Source organism: Streptomyces sp. NPDC047043 (genome assembly GCF_040644055.1).
In the GTDB taxonomy this organism is placed as follows: domain Bacteria; phylum Actinomycetota; class Actinomycetes; order Streptomycetales; family Streptomycetaceae; genus Streptomyces.
Genome location: NZ_JBEYVO010000010.1, coordinates 143,971 through 161,485 on the forward strand (window position 1 = coordinate 143,971; position 17,515 = coordinate 161,485).

The 17,515-nt window shown below is 71.5% G+C and carries 6 protein-coding genes; 2 read left to right on the top strand and 4 right to left on the bottom strand.

Features of this window, described 5'->3' with window-relative positions; translation table 11 throughout:
* Positions 1-15 precede the first annotated feature (15 nt).
* Positions 16-834 (bottom strand): helix-turn-helix domain-containing protein, encoded by an 819-nt coding sequence (locus tag ABZ880_RS17590; RefSeq protein WP_361263083.1) that lies wholly within the window; start codon positions 832-834, stop codon positions 16-18.
* 210 nt (positions 835-1,044) lie between these two features.
* Between ABZ880_RS17590 and ABZ880_RS17595 the strand changes: the two genes are divergently transcribed.
* Positions 1,045-3,945, top strand: a complete 2,901-nt coding sequence (locus ABZ880_RS17595) for a BTAD domain-containing putative transcriptional regulator (RefSeq protein WP_361263086.1) — start codon at positions 1,045-1,047, stop codon at positions 3,943-3,945.
* Here the strand turns inward: ABZ880_RS17595 and ABZ880_RS17600 are convergent.
* From ABZ880_RS17600 to ABZ880_RS17610, 3 genes are all read right to left on the bottom strand, one after another.
* Positions 3,838-6,462, bottom strand: a complete 2,625-nt coding sequence (locus ABZ880_RS17600; RefSeq protein ID WP_361263088.1) for an NACHT domain-containing protein — start codon at positions 6,460-6,462, stop codon at positions 3,838-3,840. The two genes, ABZ880_RS17595 and ABZ880_RS17600, sit on opposite strands and share 108 nt — an antisense overlap.
* 148 nt (positions 6,463-6,610) lie before the next feature.
* Complete coding sequence (locus ABZ880_RS17605) at positions 6,611-11,581, bottom strand: ATP-binding protein (protein ID WP_361263091.1); 4,971 nt, start codon at positions 11,579-11,581, stop codon at positions 6,611-6,613.
* 71 nt (positions 11,582-11,652) lie between these two features.
* Positions 11,653-12,561 (bottom strand): S-4TM family putative pore-forming effector, encoded by a 909-nt coding sequence (locus ABZ880_RS17610; protein ID WP_361263094.1) that lies wholly within the window; start codon positions 12,559-12,561, stop codon positions 11,653-11,655.
* Between the two features lie 152 nt (positions 12,562-12,713).
* On the opposite strand from ABZ880_RS17610, the gene ABZ880_RS17615 reads away from it, so the two are divergent.
* Positions 12,714-17,396 (top strand): NB-ARC domain-containing protein, encoded by a 4,683-nt coding sequence (locus ABZ880_RS17615; RefSeq protein WP_361263096.1) that lies wholly within the window; start codon positions 12,714-12,716, stop codon positions 17,394-17,396.
* The last annotated feature ends 119 nt before the right edge of the window (positions 17,397-17,515 follow it).

Consider the following 17,515-nt stretch of genomic DNA (forward strand, 5'->3'; position numbering starts at 1 on the left):
CTTCGGCCGACGGGCTCAGCCTGCTGAGGGGGCATCGCCCTGTCGCCCGATGTGCCGCTGAGCGGAACGGCCGAGCCCCGCCGCGACGGCCGACGCCGCGCGGCGGGCGGCGTCGGCGAGGCGTTCCAGGCGGTGGTCCGGGTCGGTCAGAACGCTCAGTGCCGCCACCGGAACACCGTTCGCCGCACGGATGGGTACGGCGGCGCAGCACACCCCCTCCAGCACCTCCTCCCGGTCGTAGGCGGCCCCGCACTCCCGGATACGGCCCGCCTCTTCCGGCCAGGTCCGCGGCAGCGGGCCGAGCGGCGGGCCGGGACGGGCCGAGGCGGCCAGGACCTTGCCGGCCGCCGTGTACCACGGCCAGGTCTGCCGGTCGTCGGGCAACGCGACGTCCGCGACGGTCGTCCAGTCCAGAACCAGCGTCTGGCCCTGGTGCAGTACGGCGAGGGCGACCGTCATGCCGGTGACGGTCGCCAGCCGCCGCAGCGGCCGCCGGGCGGCCGATCGCAGGCCCGGGTACGGCTGCCACCCGTGACCGAGCCGGAACATGCCCGGGCCGATGCGGTAGCGGCCCGCACTGCGTTCGACGGCCCCCAGCTCCGCGAGTTGGTCGAGCAGCCGGTATGCGGTCGTCTTGGGCAGTCCGCAGGCGGAGGCCAGCCTGGTCACGCCGGCGTCCTCCTCTTGGCGCAGGGCGTTCAGCAGTGCGAAGGCGCCTTCCAGGACACTGCGTCCGGCAAGTGGTCCGTCCGGGCCGGGCAGGGGCGCCGTGGTGAGCGGTCCGGCCCATACGGGCGCCGGTTCCGTCGCGGTCGCCGTGTTCGATCGATGCACGTGTCAACCCCCGTGTTCACCTGTGGTCGCGTGCCGCGCCGCCGTGCCGGCGCGGGCGCCGCTCGGATCAGGGTGGGGGTCGTGGATGGGCCGAGATTTTGCCGAAAGGTTGTCGCCCTGCTCGCGACTGTGAGGAGACTGTGGAGGCAGCGTGAACGGGGGGTGGGGGCGATGCTGCGGCTTTGCCTGTCAGGACCGGTGGAAGTCCTGGTGCGGGAAACACCGGTGGACCTGGGGCCGCCCCAACGCCGGGCAGTGCTGGCCGCGTTGGCCGTGGACGCCGGCCGCCCGGTACCGATCGAGGTGCTCATCGACCGGATCTGGGGCGCCGATCCGCCGACCGGCGCCCGCCGCGCCCTCTACGCCCACATCGCCCGCCTCCGGCGGCTGGCGGAACGTCTGGACGATGTCGGCGAGGGACGATTACCGGTGCTGCGCCGGTCCGGCGGCTACCAACTCGACCTCGATCCCGACCGGGTCGATCTGCACCGCTTCCAGCGCCTGGTCGCGCTGGCCCGCGACAGCGCACAGCCCGACCGCACGCGGGCCGCGCTGCTGCGCGAGGCGCTCGAGCTGTGGCGCGGCGAGCCCTTCGCCGGTCTGCCCGGAACCTGGCCCGCCCGGATGCGCGAGACCTGGCGACGCCAGCGCGTGGAAGCCGCCGTACGACTGGCGGACCTGGAGATCCACAGCGGCGACCCGGCAGCCGTCGTAGGTGAGTTGACCGACCTGCTGGGTGAGTACCCGCTGACGGAGCCCCTGGCGGAAGCCCTCATGCGGGCCCTGCACACGGCCGGCGACAGCGGCGAGGCGCTGCGCTGCTATGCGCAGACCAGGCGGCGCCTGGTGGAGGAGCTCGGCACGGAACCGGGGCGCCGGCTGTGGCAGTTGCACCAGGAGATCCTCCGGGAGCGACCCCTCGAAACCGGGCACGAACACGAGGCGCGGCCTGCCACCGTCCCGCCCCCGTCGGGCGGCAGCGCCCCCTACGCCGCTCCCGCCCAACTCCCCGCGGGCGTACCGGGTTTCACCGGCCGCACCGACGAACTCGCTCGCCTGGACGCGTTGCTGGCGGACACCGGACGGCAGCCGGCGGCGGCGGTGGTGGTGTCGGCGCTGTCGGGCATGGGCGGCGTGGGCAAGACCGCCCTGGCGGTGCACTGGGCGCGCCGGATGCGCCCGGCGTTTCCCGACGGGCAGCTGTATGTGAACCTGCGCGGCTTCGACCCGGGCGGTGCGCCCCTCACGCCGGACCGGACCGTGCGCGGATTCCTCGACGCACTGGGCGTTCCCGCCACCCGGGTGCCGGAGTCACTCGACGCGCAGGTGGGCCTGTATCGCAGTCTGCTGTCCGGCCGCCGGGTCCTGGTCGTGCTCGACAACGCGTGTGACGCCGATCAGGTACGGCCGCTGCTGCCCGGCGCGCCCGGCTGTCTGGCCCTGGTGACAAGTCGCAGCCCGCTGACCGGACTTGCCGCGGCCCAGGGCGCGCACCTGCTCGCCCTCGACCTGCTCACCGCCGAGGAGTGCCGCGATCTGCTCGCCGCCCGCCTGGGTGCCGCACGGGTGGCCGCCGAGGCCGCCGCGGTCGACGAGATCGTCGTGCGCTGCGCCGGATTGCCTCTCGCGCTCGCAGTCGTGGCCGCCCGCGCCGCCGCCCGTCCCCATGTGCCGCTGGCCGGTTTCGCCGAGGAACTGCGCACCGCCGAGCGGATCCTGGACCCGCTGGACACCGGCGACCCGGCCACCGCCGTACGGACCGTGTTCCACTGGTCGTACCGGACACTCAGCCCGCAAGCGGCGCGTCTGTTCCGGTTCCTGGGCCTGCATCCCGGCCCCGACGCCGACCTGACGGCCCTCGCCGCACTCGCCGGCACGGGGGTGGACCAGGTGCGGGCACCGGTGCGCGAACTGACCGCGGCCCATCTCCTGATCGAGCACGCACCCCGGCGCTACACCCTCCACGACCTGCTGCGCGCCTACGCCGTGGAGCTGGTCGCCGATCACGACGACGAGCCCACCGTGCGGGCCGCGACCCGGCGCGTTCTGGACCACTACCTGCACACGGCGTACGCGGCCGACGCCCTGTTGACCCGACGGCACCACCCGATGGCCCTCGCGCCGGCCGCACCCGGCGCCCAGCCCCACCAACCGGCTGACTGCGACGAGGCGTTGGCATGGCTGATCGCCGAACAGGCCGTCCTGCTCTCGGCAGTGGAGCGCCCGCTGCCCGGCTTCGACGCCTACACCTGGCAGTTCGCCGCGACCCTGACCACGTTCCTGGAACGCCAGGGCAACTGGCAGGCGCTGACCGACGTCCACACCGTGGCCCTGCAGGCCGCGTCGGACCACGAGGACCTGGCCGGACAGGCGGCCGCCCACCGCGGCCTGGGGCTGGCCCGCTTCCAGCTGCGGGACTCGCAGGGGGCCCGGCACCACTTCACCCATGCCCTCGATCTCTTCCGGCGGCTGGACAACCACGCCGGGCAGGCCCGTACCCGCCAGAACCTGGCCAAGATGATCTGGGCGCACGGAGCGCCCAGTGAGGCACTGCACCACGCGCGCCGCTCGCTGGAACACTTCCGGCTCGCACACGACCGCGGCGGTCAGGCCGTCGCCCTCAACGACATGGGCTGGTACCTCGCCGAACTCGGCGACCTGCGGCAGGCGTTGGCGTACTGCCGGCAGGCACTGCCGCTCGTCCAGGCGACGGGCGACCTGAGCGGCCAGGCGCACACCTGGGACAGCCTCGGCTACATCCACCGGCATCTGGGCCGCCACGACACAGCCGTGGAGTGCTACGACCGGGCGCTCGCCCTCTTCCGCAAGACGGGCGACCGCCGCAGCGAGGCCATCGGCCTGACCTACCTCGGCGACACCCACGAGGCGGCAGGCGCACCCGGCCCCGCGCTCGCCGCCCGGAGTCGCGCCCTGGAGCTGTTCGACGAACTGGGCCTCCCGGAGGCGGACGCGCTGCGCACCAAACTCCGTTCGGCCGGTCCTTCAGCCCGCGCGGACGATCTCCAGGGTCGGGGACAACAGCTCCGCGCCGACGACGCTCGCCGCGGTGGGCAGCCGAAGAGTGTGGAGAGAGCGCACATGTCGCAGTGAACTCACGTCGATGTCGGGAAGGGGGATCTCCAGTGTCAGCTCGGTCAGATGGGGGAACGTGCCGAGCCACTCCCAGGAACAACGCAGATCCGCCGCGACGCACAGTCCCGTGACGCGGTCTGCCACGCAGCAGTTCCTGATCTCGTCGATGCTCAGCGGAGAGGTGATCCTCAACAAGGACCTTCCGCCGAAACGGCGCAGGGCCTTGAGTTCCCGGACGCTGGACACCACGAAGTAGAGGTCGTCCTCGTGCAGGTGCGCAATGACCTCTTCGGCGTAGCGTTCGGTGTCGAACCGGCTCCAGGCGAGGGCGAGTTCGGCGCGTACCCGTAGGTCGTTCACGGACCGGAACCGGGTCAGCACCGGGATCGCGGCATCGGTTCCGAGACGGACCGCGGTGAGGACGGTGAAGTAGGCCTCGTCGGCAGTGAGATCCTCCGGGCCCTGCAGGAGTTCCAGCACGACGGGGCCGACGTCCGCGAGTGCGCGGGCCCGGGTCGTCGAGCGGGGTGGGATGAGCCTTTCGGCGCGGCGCTGGACTTCGGTTCGCACGGCAGGATCGAGTTCGGTGGCGTCGTCGAGGCAGGCCGCGGCCAGCAGGTGCAGGCGGTGGCGGGTGTCCTTCGAGGTGTCGCCGCGTTCGATCAGACCGGTGAGCAGCCGGGTGCGTTCTGCCGGGCGGGCATGGGCCACGGCCATGCGGATGACGTCCTCCCACTGGTCGAGGTGGGCGTTTCCGCCGAGGAAGTCGAAGTCGAGGCTCTCCACGGCGGCCCTGGCACCGAGGTAGTCCTGGAAGGTCCGGTGAATGAACTGCATGGTGCCCTCGATGGGTTCGAGGAGCAGCCCGCTGCGGACGAGGAGGTAGCGGTAGATCTGCTGCGCCGTGCCCTGTTCGGCGACGCGCGGCATCGCCGTCAACGCCTGGGACAGCAGGTCCAGGACATCCCTTGCGTCCATCTCCGAACGGCCGTTGCGGATCAGCCAGTACGCCAGTTTCTGGATCAGCTGCACCTGGTGGGTCTCGCCGATCCGCATGTCGCCCGTCTGGTAGATGCCGCGTTCGCGGTCCCTCCGGGACAGCAGCATGGACAGCGCCGCGTCGTAGAGCTCCTTGCGTCCGTCGGGGAGATAGCCCCTCCGGTCACGATGCAGTGCGCAGATCAGTGCGCACATGAGGGGATTGGTGGCGAGCCGGGCGAGTTCCTGCTTGGCCCGTACCGCGTAGAGCAGCTCTTTGCCGTACGCGTCCGCGCTGCCGGCCGCCTTGTGCCAGCGTCTGATGAACGCGGCGACATCGTCACGGCTCATCGGAGCCAGGTCCAGTTCCGTGAACTTCTCGTCCGCCAGCCAGTGTTCCCGCACCGCGGAGGGCCGTGAAGTGACGAGCCAGTGGTTCTTCGGGTACGCACCGATGAGGTCCCGCAGCCAGCTGCGGGCTTCCTCGCGTTCCCCCTCGGGCATCTCGTCGATCCCGTCGACCAGCATCAGCCCTCGCCCGGCGGTCAGCACCCGGTCGTACCAGCCGGTGGGCTGGGCGTGAGCGATCGGGCACCCCACCGCCGAAAGGAACTCGTCCGGGGTGGGCAGTCGTGCCCCGGCACGGGTCAGGGACCGCATGGGCAGCACGAACGGCACCAGGCCGTGGAGGTAGAGGAGCCGTTCGTCGAGGTCGTCCCGGGCCGCACTCACCGCCAGCCACTGCACCAGCGTGGTCTTGCCGGAGCCTGCCACTCCGCGCAACAGCACCCGGTCACGCCCGGCCAGGACCTGTTCGGCAGGCAGGACCAACGGGATCTCGCCGACCGTGGTGCCCATGGCCTCCAGGCTCAGATAGGCCGCGTCCAGAGGCCATGCCCTCGAGGATTCGGACAGATCAAGGCCGAAGATGGTCAGCTTGCCGTGTTTGCTGGAGATATGGCGCGCATAGCGCTCCTCGAATCCGCCGTCCGCCGGAGAAGGCGTCCGCCGGATCAGCATGTCGATCTTCGAGGAGAGTTCCTCGATTTTTCGGCTCTGCTCCAAGAGCGTCCGGGGTATGAAGGTGGATCTCGTGGTGAAGAAGTGCAGGATGTGCAGACAGGCCGTATCCACCACCCGCGCGTGCAACAGCACCGCGTCGCTCGAAAGTCCGAGCGTGGCTGCCTGATTGCCCGATCGAAGACTTCGGGACAGTTCCAGATAGCCGAGTTGGACGGCTTGGACGTCGTCCATGTCGATGTGGCCCATGGAACTCAGGGAATGCGTGACCGCGTTCACCACCGCGCGCCGCTCGAAGCCCGGAAGGCGCTCCGACACGCCGGTCGACTGTGCCGCGCGCTCCACCAACTCCTCGGCGATCTTGCGGAGTTCGGCGTCCGAAAGCGTTCGCTTCTCGCCACGGAACGAGACCAGGCTGGAGATGCGCACGGGCCGGTCGACCAGGCCCGCGCCCGGTCCGTCCGCCACGAACAGTTTCTTCACCAGCGGGACGACGACGCTCGAGGCGAGCCGGGCCCCAATGCTCACGGGTTCCATGTCGGCTGCAGCATAGAACTCCCAAGCCGCCCAAGGCTGTTCAATCAGTCACGGCGCACTGAAATGCAATGGGAGCGATCAAACGCGGACAAAGTGCGTCACCGGCGGGCAGCGTTCCGGGTAAGAGCCGGGAAACGTGCCCGGACACTCAGCCTTCAGTCACCGAATCCAGGGACGGCAGCCAGCGCTGCCGACTGCTCTCAGTGTGCAGGAGAGTGCCCACGCGCACCGTTTCCCGGATCATGTCCGGCCACGGGCTGCTGTCGGCGATCGCCAGCAGGTGTGCCGCCGGATCGTCGGTGCGCTTGCGGATGCCGGACCGGATCAGGACGCGCAGGATCTCCCTGGGGCCTTCCCGGACGCCTTCGACGAGCTCCTTCCACTGCTGTGTCGACGCCCGTTCGGCGAGACGGGAGAGCGGGCGATACCAGCGCTGGGCCAGGGACATCACCTGCCCCGTGGGCAGCACGCGCAGCCTCCCGGCAGCCGCGGTGACCAGCTCGACGGCATTCTGCGGCGAGGCCTCGGCGAGCCGTTCGACGAACCGCCCCAGTACGGTCACCTCGTCCACCGTGGTGGCCCTTGCCAGATGGTTCAGCGCGCTCGCATGCGCCTGGGCGATGCGCCGAGGCGTGTCCAAGGCGTGGTGGCGGCACACCAGGCCCGTCAGACAACGGCGGGCCACGGCCCGGACGTCCTGGTGCGTGAAGCCGCGCAGCCGGCCTTCCAGCCGCCGCCACTCCTCCGTGTCGAGCGTGCCGTTCGGGCTGTGGTCGATGACCGTCTCGACCAGGAGCAGCGCGCTCCGGACGTGATGCGGGTGGCCTCGCGCGGCGAGGACGGCGTCGAGACGGCCGGCACTCGGCGGCCCGAGGACACCCCGGACGATGAGCTTGCCGCGCAGATGGAACGAGCTCCGGGCAGCCGCCGACCCGTAGTCGCCCGTCCACGTGACGTCGCAGAGCCGCTCGAGGGCATCCGCGTGGCGGCGTAGCGCGGCGGTCAGCCGCCGGTCGACGTCCGCCTCCCTGTCTCCCAGCGCCTTGTTCAGCCAACCCGCATCCAGGCGTGGGTCGATGGTATCCGGCGCGAGCAACTCGTCGAGCAGTTCGGGATGTTCGGGCACCAGCCGCTGCAGGTTGAGCGCGATCTTCTGGTCCTCCTGCGACACGCCCTGCTTGCGGGCAGGTCCCTTGGCGTGGCCCTTGCCCGCGCGGTCGGCACGCCACAGGCGCAGCGCCTTTCGCGCGTGCGGGTGTCCGGCTGCCGAGGCCGCCACCAGCAGTTGGACGGCGCCCTGCTCGGAAAGCCAGATCCGGCGCAGCCTCTCCTCCGCATCCGGCTCGTCGCCGTCGTCCACCCCCGGCTCTTCGCGGTCGTGGCCTGATGGGTCGTCGTCCTGCGGCCACGCCTCGGTGGCCAGCCGGGCCGTGGTGACGACATCGAGGTCGCGGCTCCAGGTGTGTTCCGCCAGGCGGTGAGCGAAGCCGACGGGGCCGGGACGGTCGAGCGCGCGCAGCTGTCGGGCCAGCCAGGCACGGACCGCGACGGTGGCCGCGGGTTCCGCGCCGGAGGTCCGGCTCGACGGTGTGTCGCCGCCGATCGTGTCGACGGTTCCCTGCGCGGCGGTGAGCAGCGGCAGTAGCAGATGGTCGGTGAGCAACGGCATGGCCGCGGGCCCTGCCGCCTCCTCCACCACGTCGAGCAGGCGAGCGACCTCGTCGTAGGACGCCTGGACCGCCATCTCGCTCACGGCGCGAACCTGGGGATACGACATCGACTCCTCTGGACGTCGGGCCGCCGCGGCCAGGACGGCTTCCGACGAGGGCGGCTGCGCGCCGGTCTGCCACGAGACGGCGGTCAACCGGCCCAGGGCCGCTTGGAGTTCGAATCCGTCCTTGTTGCGCGGGCGTTCCCGGCCCCAGCGGTGGCGGACGACCGGCCGGACCGTCGGGTAGGGGCGCTCCGGCCAGTCCTGTCGCCGGGCCGCGAGCCGCAGACAGCGGGCCATCGGGAGCAGGTCGCTGTGCGGATCCGTCATCAGCGTGCGCAGCCGGGGCCACACCCAGTCGGGTCGCTTGGGTGCCAGTGCCTCGAGTACGGCCAGGAACTTGAAGACCTCCGACTTGTGCCGGGTCAGCAACCAGGCCCACAGGCACTCCTGGGAAGAGCAACGGACGCCTCGGCAGGGGCCGTTGCCGCGCGCCCAGGTGGGGCAGGCTCCGTCGATGACCGAGATCACGCTCTCCGGCAGGCTTTCCGCGAGCCATTTCAGGGCGACGAGCAGCGGCTGTCTGAGCTCCTCGTGCCCACGGCGCCAGATGCCGAGCAGTTCCTCGACGATCCGGCCGCGATCCCGGTGGCAGGTCGTGGGCAGCGCCTCCAGATAGACCCTGCCCAGTACCGGCGGGAGGTCGGCGACGGCCCGTCCGAAGCGCCGCCGAAGTCCGGCGTCAGGGGCCGGCAGCCGTGCGTAGACGCGCAGTTGCATGGCGCGCAGCCCATGCAGCTCGGGCGAGCCGCCCCAGGTCTTGGCGAGCAGTTCGGTCAGCAGCGCCGTGCTCGCTTCCGCGGCCCGGCCGCCGCTCCGACCGGCCTGGACGAGTGCCTGCTCGGCGACGGCGAGCCGGAAGTGATCGTCGGGGTGCTCCTTCAGCCAGTCGAGCAGGTGACCGAGGTGGGAGGGCCTCTCGGGCACGGCCGTCCGCGAGAGCCGGCGGCCGGCGGCGTACTCGAACAGGGTCTGGTGGAAGTAGGAGTACCGCTCTGTGGAGTTCGCCCCCTGACGCTCGATCACGCCGCGCGCCACGAGCCCCTGCAGGTCGTCCACCGGGCCGACGCTCCGGGAGCGGCTGCGCAGCCCCGTACGCACCTCCGCGGCCGACAAGTCCAGGCGGCCCTCCTCCAGCATCAGCCGGGCCACTTCCTCACCGGACTCGGACAGATCGGGCGGTGGCGCGGCGCCGGGCGCGGGGACGTCGAACCCAGCCCGCTGATCCTTGCCGACGCGGTGCTCCCAGTACAGGTCGTAGAGGGTGGTGGCGTCGATCTCCTCGACCAGGGGCGCCTTGGGCGCGAAGGTCTCGAACAGCATGCGCAGCGTCAGGGGGGCCCGGCACACCTCGCGCATCGGCAGACCGCGCACGGCCGCGTTGGTGACCGTGCGGCAGACCTCGTCCACGGACACCTCGGACTGGCCCTCGTAGAAGTACCGGGCGTGGGTGCGGATGGCCGCCTTCTGCTCGCGGTCGCTGTACGGGCCGAGCACCTTCCACTCAAGGGCGAAGTCGCCGACGTACGGCCGCAGGATGCGTGCCTCCTCCTTCCGGCAGGTCATCAGAACGCGCACGGAGTGCTCGGCGGCGAGTGTGAGCAGTTCCTGCAGCAGGAGCAGGCCCGAGGTGTCGGAGACCAGCAGGTCGGCGGTGTCGAGGAGGAAGACCGCCGGACGTGCCAGGCGGCGGCACGCGGCGCGGACCGTCTCCAGGAGCGGCCCGGCGCCGCGCGAGGCGCTCCACAGGTCCCCGGCCCGCAGAAAGTAGGGCCGCGGCCCGGCCGGATCCGCGGCCAGCTCCGTGTGGATTCTCCACAGTAACGTGGTCTTGCCCGTGCCGGGCTCGCCGGTCACACACGCCGAACGGCCCTCGCCCAGCAGGCCGAGGAGCGACCACTCCATGTCCCGGGGGACGGCGAGCGCGGTCAGGTCCAGGGGGTGTGCCCCGGTGCCCGAAGCGCCCTGATGTCCCGCGGCGACGACCGCGGCACGGCTGTAGGCCTCGAGTCCGAGCAGTTCCTCGGACGGATTCGTGGCGTCGCGGTCGGCGGAGAGACGGCCCGGTTCGGTACGGCGCGCAGCCGGGGTGGACCGCCGGTCCCGCCGCTCATGAGCGGCGGAGGCGGCCTGTGGGCCCAGCGGCACCGGCGCACCAACCGGTCGTCCTGCCGGGCGCGGACGGTCTTCGTATGGCTTCAGCAATTCGCCGCCTGCGTGTGCCGCCAGCCGGAAGTACCACCACCGTCCGGCTTCTCCCATGTTTTCGTACGTGCTGAACCGCAGCCCCGTGGCGACGAGCGAGAGCAGGAACTGGGCGGACCACACGTCGTACAGGCCGCCCTCGGCGGCCCTGGCGCAGGTCTGCCCTACCGCTCGGACCAGGCGGCTCGTCGAGGGCGGGATCCTCTCCAGGAGGTCCTTGTGCGGGCTCACCAGGTAGCGCAGCAGGGCGTCACCGCCTCTGGCCGATTCCGCCTGGGCCTCGGGGGCCAGAGCGGACAGGAGCAGCATCGCCACGTCCCGGGAGAGCGGGGCGTCGTCCGCGAAGGTCGCCAGATCGATGAGCTGGAAGTCCTGGTACCGGGCGCTGCCTTCCCGGTGCGGAACCATGATGTTGTGCAGATGGAGGTCGCCGTGCGCCAGCCCGCGTGCGATGTAGAGGGCCGGGTCGGGCAGTTCGGCGTGACCGGTGGCCAGGGCCAGGGGATTCGGCAGGTCCTGGTCGTCGGTCCGGATCCACGCGGAGTCGGCCCGCATGCCCGTGATCCGAGAGCCGTACGCGAGCGCCGAGCCGCCGCGGGAGACGAGCGCACCCAGTTCGCCGCGCAGCAGTTGACCGACGCTCACGGGAACGGGCTCTCGGACCCCCAGGCCGTCGTTCCACCGCGTCAGCAGCCACTTCGTCACGAAGGCGCAGGCGTCCGGGAGTTCGCCGCCCCCGAGTCCCGACAACGTGTCCACGGCGCTCAGGCTCCCGCCCGCCGGGGACTGAAACGTCAGTACGCGGCCGTCCCCCACCGGCCATGTCCACAGCAGGGGAGCCACCCGATCCGGTGCCGTCCGCCTCGCCCGGGCGTGGGTGTGGCCCTCGTCGGCCTGGTCGGTGGTGGACACCTTGACCACCACGGCGCCCGGCCGGGGGGCGACCAGCACCGCGGCCAGCAGGGCTCCGCTGGCGCTCACCCCGGACGGCTGCCACGGGGGTATGACCGGCCGGACGGTGCCGCCGTGGTCTCCGTGCCGGGCCCAGTCGATCAGGGCGTCGGAGGCCGGCTCGTCGTCGAACAGATCCTTGAGACCGTCCTCGTTGTCCACCCTGCCCCCGTCCAGGACCCGTCCGCCCATGACGCCGGGACCGCTCCGACTGCGGAGTCGTCCCGGACTCCTTGCCGGTGCGAACAGTCGCTGACGCTACATCAGCCGGGCTGTGGCGTGCTGCGTCCGACCAGATTCTGCAGGTCGTCCATCGCGGCCTGGAAGTCGGCGCGGTCCGTGCTCTTGAAGCGGCGGAAGAACCAGCCCGGCACGCGGGTGTGCCGCTGCCGGGACTGGAAGACCACGTCCTGGACCTGCCGGGCGAAGCCCAGCAGGGCGGCCGTGTCACCGCCGGCGGCGACCTTGCTCTCCAGCATTGCCATCACCCGCTCCCGCTCCGTGGCCACCTCCCACTGCGTCCGGCACACGTCGAGACCCATCATCACCGCGCCGAGCGAGGGCACGTACCACAGCAGCATCAGGTCGAGTACGCTCATGCGTGCCGAGAGGCCGACCACGAGCCCCGTACCCAGCCAGACCACCATCGCCGTCAGCACGGTTCGGGCATAACGGCGGCGGACTCGGGCACCCCACCCCAGGTTCTGCTGCTGACAGGCCAGCACGTCGTAGGGGCGCGGCAGTTCGGGGATCTCGTAGTAGTCGCGCAGCTCTGACTCGTCGCTCGTGAAGCGCCGGCTGAGGCTGTTGATCTGCTGCGGGGCGGGCGGGGGTCCGGCCACCACGCCGTTCCACTCCAGACGGAACAGCCGGACGTCGAACAGCTCCTGCAGCAGCGCGGCGCGACGCGCCTCGCTGCTCTCCCACGAGGTCAGGCCGACGGAGTACGCCACAGCCCAGAGCCCGCCAAGTACCGTCACGCAGAGGCTGATCCCGGGAAGGAAGACGGTGACGAGTCCGGCCCCGGCCAGCAGCAGCGAGACACCGGTCCGGGCGTTGGCCAGACGCTGGGCCCTGCCGTGGGAGACCGTCATGGCGCGCAGCCTGTGCAGGGCCGGCTCCGCGTTCTGTTCCGACAGGATGCGGGAGCCCTCGCCCGGCCCACTGCCCATGACGTCCCCCTCGCCCTTGGCTGTGGTCCCCACTGTGCCCGTCGGTCCGCCGGCTGTACACAGGGCGTTCGCCGTGCTGGGGGTGCCAGAATGGGCCGGATCGGCTTTCGCCGGTACACGAGCGGCTTGCGGCGCCTTCGCGCGGGGGGACGATGACAGTGCTTGACGAGCTGACCACGTGCCTGGGGGACGAGCGCGCGGCGCGGGCGCTGGTGCGGTGGGGTGAAACCGTGGGGAGTACGGTCATCCCGGTCAGCCCTCGCTGGAAGCCGTCTGGCATGGGGTACACGGGCGCGGCGCTGGCGGCCGTGACGGTCAGCCCGGGGCCGGGCGTCGTCGTGGTGAAGCTGTGTCCCGCCGATCAGTGGGGCGAACACGCGGCTCACGCGCGTGCCCGGCGTGCTTCCCGGCTGCGCGGAGGCTTCGCCGAGCGGCACCTGGCCGAGCAGGTCCGTGATCCCTACCCAGTGGGTGACGGGCGGATCCTGACGTTCCAGAGCCCTGCCTGCGGCGACCTGCGGCAGGTGGTGACCATGGCGCATCTGCGCCACGGCGAAGAGCTGAAGTCCGCCTTCCGCGCGGTGGTCTCTGGGCTTGTGACCGACTGGAACCGGAGCATCGAGGACCGGTCGGCCGAGCCGCGCACCGTCTCGGCCTTCCTGCGCGGCGAACTCGGCGCACTGGTCGGGCAGGACGGCCCGGTGCCGGCGTATGCCGCCGGGGTCGATGCGCTGCTGCTGGACGCGGCACGGGCGGCGTGGATCGAGATCGACGGCGTGGTCGTACCGAACCCCCTGCTCATGGCCCAGGGAAACCGCCAGTTGCCCGATCCGTGGTTCCAGGTCCACCACGGTCTGGCCCATGGCGACCTGCATCTGCAGAACGTCATGGTGCCTTGTCGCAGAGGAACCCCGCGGCCCGAGGACTACGAGCTCATCGACCTGGCCGACTTCGCCGAATCGGCCCCGCTCACACGGGACTTGGCGACGCTGATGCTGTCCGTCCTGGCCGAGAAGGTGCCCGTCGGCCTCGTCGCGGAGCAGGAACTCGCGCTGCTGTCCCACGTGGTGAACCCTCAGGAGGCCCATGTCGCGCATCTCGCCCCGTGGTTGAGCGAACTCCTGGACGCTATGCACGACGCCTGCACCGGCGTCGTCCCGAAAGGCTGGCTGGGCCCGTGGACGGAACAACTGCTGCTGTCCGTCCAGGCGACGGCGCTGCGTTTCACCACGTACGAGAGTCTGGGCGACGCCGGCAGGTGGCGGTTCTTCCGTCTGGCGGCCCATGCGGGCGGCGAGTTGCTGGCGCGGCAGGAGGTGGCGCCGCCGGCGTCAGCGGCGGAGGTCGTGTCACCGTCGTCGACGGGGACAGCGGTCATGCCCGATCCCCTGCCCCGTGCGCCCCTCGCACCGGTCGCGGGGCCGCTCACGTCCGGCCCGCGGTCGCGGACCGATCTGCCGGGCCCGCCGCACATGGCACCCGCCGTCCCGTCGGATTTCGTCGAACGCCCCGAGGAAGGCGGCGACCTGGTCAGATCGCTACTGAAGGCGGCGGCAGGTGAGCAGTCGGAATCCGGCGACGCACCCACCGCCGTCGGACTGACCTCCGCCGTCACCGGCGTCCACGGCACGGGTGGGTTCGGCAAGACCACGCTGGCCGCCTGGGCCTGCCACCACCCGGACGTGCTGGCGGCCTTCCCCGACGGCGTGCTGTGGGTCCAGCTCGGCCAGGACGTGTCGCAGCAACGCATCATCACCGAAGCACGCGATCTCGTACGGCTCCTCACCGGCGCCGAACCCCCGGCCTACGCCACCGTGGAGGCGGCGGGCGCCGCGCTGGGGACGGCACTGGACGGGCGGCGCGTCCTGCTGGTGGTCGACGACGCGTGGCGGCGGGAGGACGTGGAACCCTTCCTGCGGGGCGGAGGCACCTGCGTCCGGCTGGTGACCACCCGCAGACGCGGGGTGCTGGACAGGGCGGCGCCGCTGGTCCGGGTAGACCGGATGTCCCCGGCTCAGGCCCTGAACCTGCTGACGGCGGGGATCGACGGAGCCGACAACACCACAGTGCTGCCGCTGTTCGACCGCTCCGGCCGCTGGCCGCTGGCCCTGCGTCTGATCAACGGCGTGCTGCGCAGCATGGTGCACCGCAGCGGCATGGGCCTGCCCGACGTCGTGAACGAGATGGCCGGCGAGCTCGACCGCCACGGTCTGCAGGATCCGCTCGACGCCTACCCGGACACCGACACCCGCACGGTGGAGGCCACCGTCGACCTCAGCCTCGAAGAGCTCGCCCGGATCCCCGTCACCGGCCCCGACTCCCTGGCCCGGCTGCTGGCCACGGCCTGCTTCCCGGAGGACCAGCACGTCCCCTATCGCTGGCTCGCCCGGCTCTGGCAGGTCTCCGAGCTGACCGCGCGACGGGAGTGCGTACGCCTCGACGACCATTCCCTGCTGGCGCAGCACGACGCCGAGGGCGTACGGCTGCACGACGTCATCCGCGATGTCCTGCGACGCCGCGACCCGCGTGCGGTACGGCAGGCACACCGGACCCTGCTGGACGGGCAGGCCCCGCTGTGCGGCGGGGCGGGCTGGCACGCCCTGGCCGCGCCCGACGCCGACCCCGCGTTCCTGGACAACGTCACCTACCACCTCGCGGAGGCCGACGACGGCGTCGGCCTCAACCACACCACCACGGACTTCCGCTTTCTCGTCGAACGGGTCTGGCGCAGCGGCCCGACGGCCCTGCAGGTGGAGGCGTCGCGCCGCCTGCGGGTGTTCCTGCCACTGGGTATGGAGCGCTACGCGACGGAACTCGGCTGGCTGGTCGAGGGGGAGGCCCATCTGCTGACTGGGCACGCGCAGCGCACAGACCTCGCCATCACCTTGTACAGCCGTTGTCTTGCCTCGGAGCAGGTGATGCGACGGCTGCACCACATGGGCGAGGTCCTGTCCGCCGGGCTGATCGCGAAGGCGCCCTTTCCCGACGGCCCCGACGGGCGGTTGTGGCGGGTGCTGACCGGTCACACAGGCGCTGTGCACGCGCTGTGCTGGCGGCCGGACGGCCGGGTGCTGGCCAGCGGCAGCGGCGACGGCACGGTGCGGATCCGCTGGATCGACGAGTACGACAGACCGGAACTGGTGGTGGACGCGGCGGGCGGCTCCGGCGGTGCGGTGATCGGCCTGTCGTGGAGCCCGGACGTGGTGTTCTTGGCCGTGGGCACCGACTGGGGCGAGGTGCTGCTGGTGGACCCGTCGGAAGGGCTGATCGTGCGGCGGCTGTCCGTCGGCGACGAGGACCGTCCCCGTGTCCTGGCGGCCTTCGCCTCCGACTCCCGGGCCGTCGCCGTGGCATGCGGGAAGGACGTGCGGCTGTGGCATGCACCGTTCACCGGGGAGAGCCTGGGCCCGCCGCTGCCCGGCGGGCGAGACGCCACCTGCACGGCACTGAGCTGGCATGCGAGCGGCGGCCTGGCGGTCGGCCTGGGCGACGGCCGGATCCATCTGTGGAAGGCGGAGGCCGAGGGCGAACCGGTGGTGCTCGACAGCGGACAGTCGGTCGTCCAGGCCCTGGACTGGCATCCGGACGGCAAGCTGCTGACCGTCGTCGGCCACGCGGCAACGGTGACACTCGTCGACTGCGCCGGAACCGGTGCCGCCGCGCGGATCTACGGAGAGGAGCGCACAGGGGCCACCTGGCTCCAGTCGCTGGCCTGGGCGCCTTCGGGAGACACCCTGTTCACGGGGGACAACGACGGGACCGTCTTCGCCTGGAGACTCTCCTGGTGGGCGAATGTGCCACGGCTGGAGCTCACCGACAGTTTCTCCGCCCGGGGCGTCCAGGCCAGGGCGATCGCTCCGCACCCGCAAGGGGACCGGATCGCGGTCGGCACGCGTCAACCCGCCGTGCGGCTCTGGATTCCCGACCGGCAGGCCTCCTCGGAAGCCGGTCCGGCGGAACGGGTGAACACCGTGGCCTGGTCCCCGAACGGGGCCCTGGCCGCCGGAAACACCGGGGGTCGGCTGATGTTGGCCCCGGTGGGAGCCGAGAACCCGCCGGGTTGGTGGTCGCGGTACGCGGTGCCCGCGCACAAGGGCGAACTGCGGGCCCTGGCCTGGGCACCCGACGGGCACCGACTGCTCAGCATCGGTGACGACGGCCGATTGCTGCTCTGGGACGCCGACCGGCACGAGGTGGTCCACACGCCGGCGCGGAAGCTGACCTATCCGGGAGCCGTCGCCTGGAGCCCCGACGGAGGCTGGGCGGCCGCCGGGGACAACACCGAAGTGCTGCTGTGGGAGACGGCGGACTGGCAGCCGGCCAGCCGGATCAACCTCGGTGCCAGTGTCAACGCTCTGGCCTTCGCACCCGACGGATCACAACTGACCGCGGCCACCTCGTCCATGGAACTGCGCGTGGTCCATCTCGACCCGACCGGTCGGCCCACGGGGACGGTCAGTGAGTGGGACGGTCACGTCGGCTCGGTCAGCGCGGTGTCCTGGTCCCCCGACGGCCGCCACCTGGCCACCGCCGGGTACGACGGCTACGTGCTGCTGTGGGACCCGGCCGCCGGACAACCCCGGTGCCTCCTCGAAGGCGACGGATCGGCGGTGTGGTCCGTCGCGTTGTCACCGGACGGTGCCCGTCTCGTGGCCGTCACCATGGAGGGATCGGCCTTCCTGTGGGACACCGAGTCGGAGGCCGAAGTGTGCCAACTGCGCGTGGACAACCACCTGTCCTCGTGCTCGTTCCACCCCCACGACGGCCGAGTCGTCCTCGGCGGTTCGGCCGGTCTCTACTTGTGTGAGGTCCTCCGGCAGTCGACCAAGCAGTGAACTGTTCCTATAAACAAGGGAGTTGACTGCCTCCGCAGGTGAACGAGCCGAGCAGGGCGGGGGTTTTGGGCAATCGTGGTTGGCGCTTTGCCGCCCCATGCGTTGTCCCCTTCACCGCA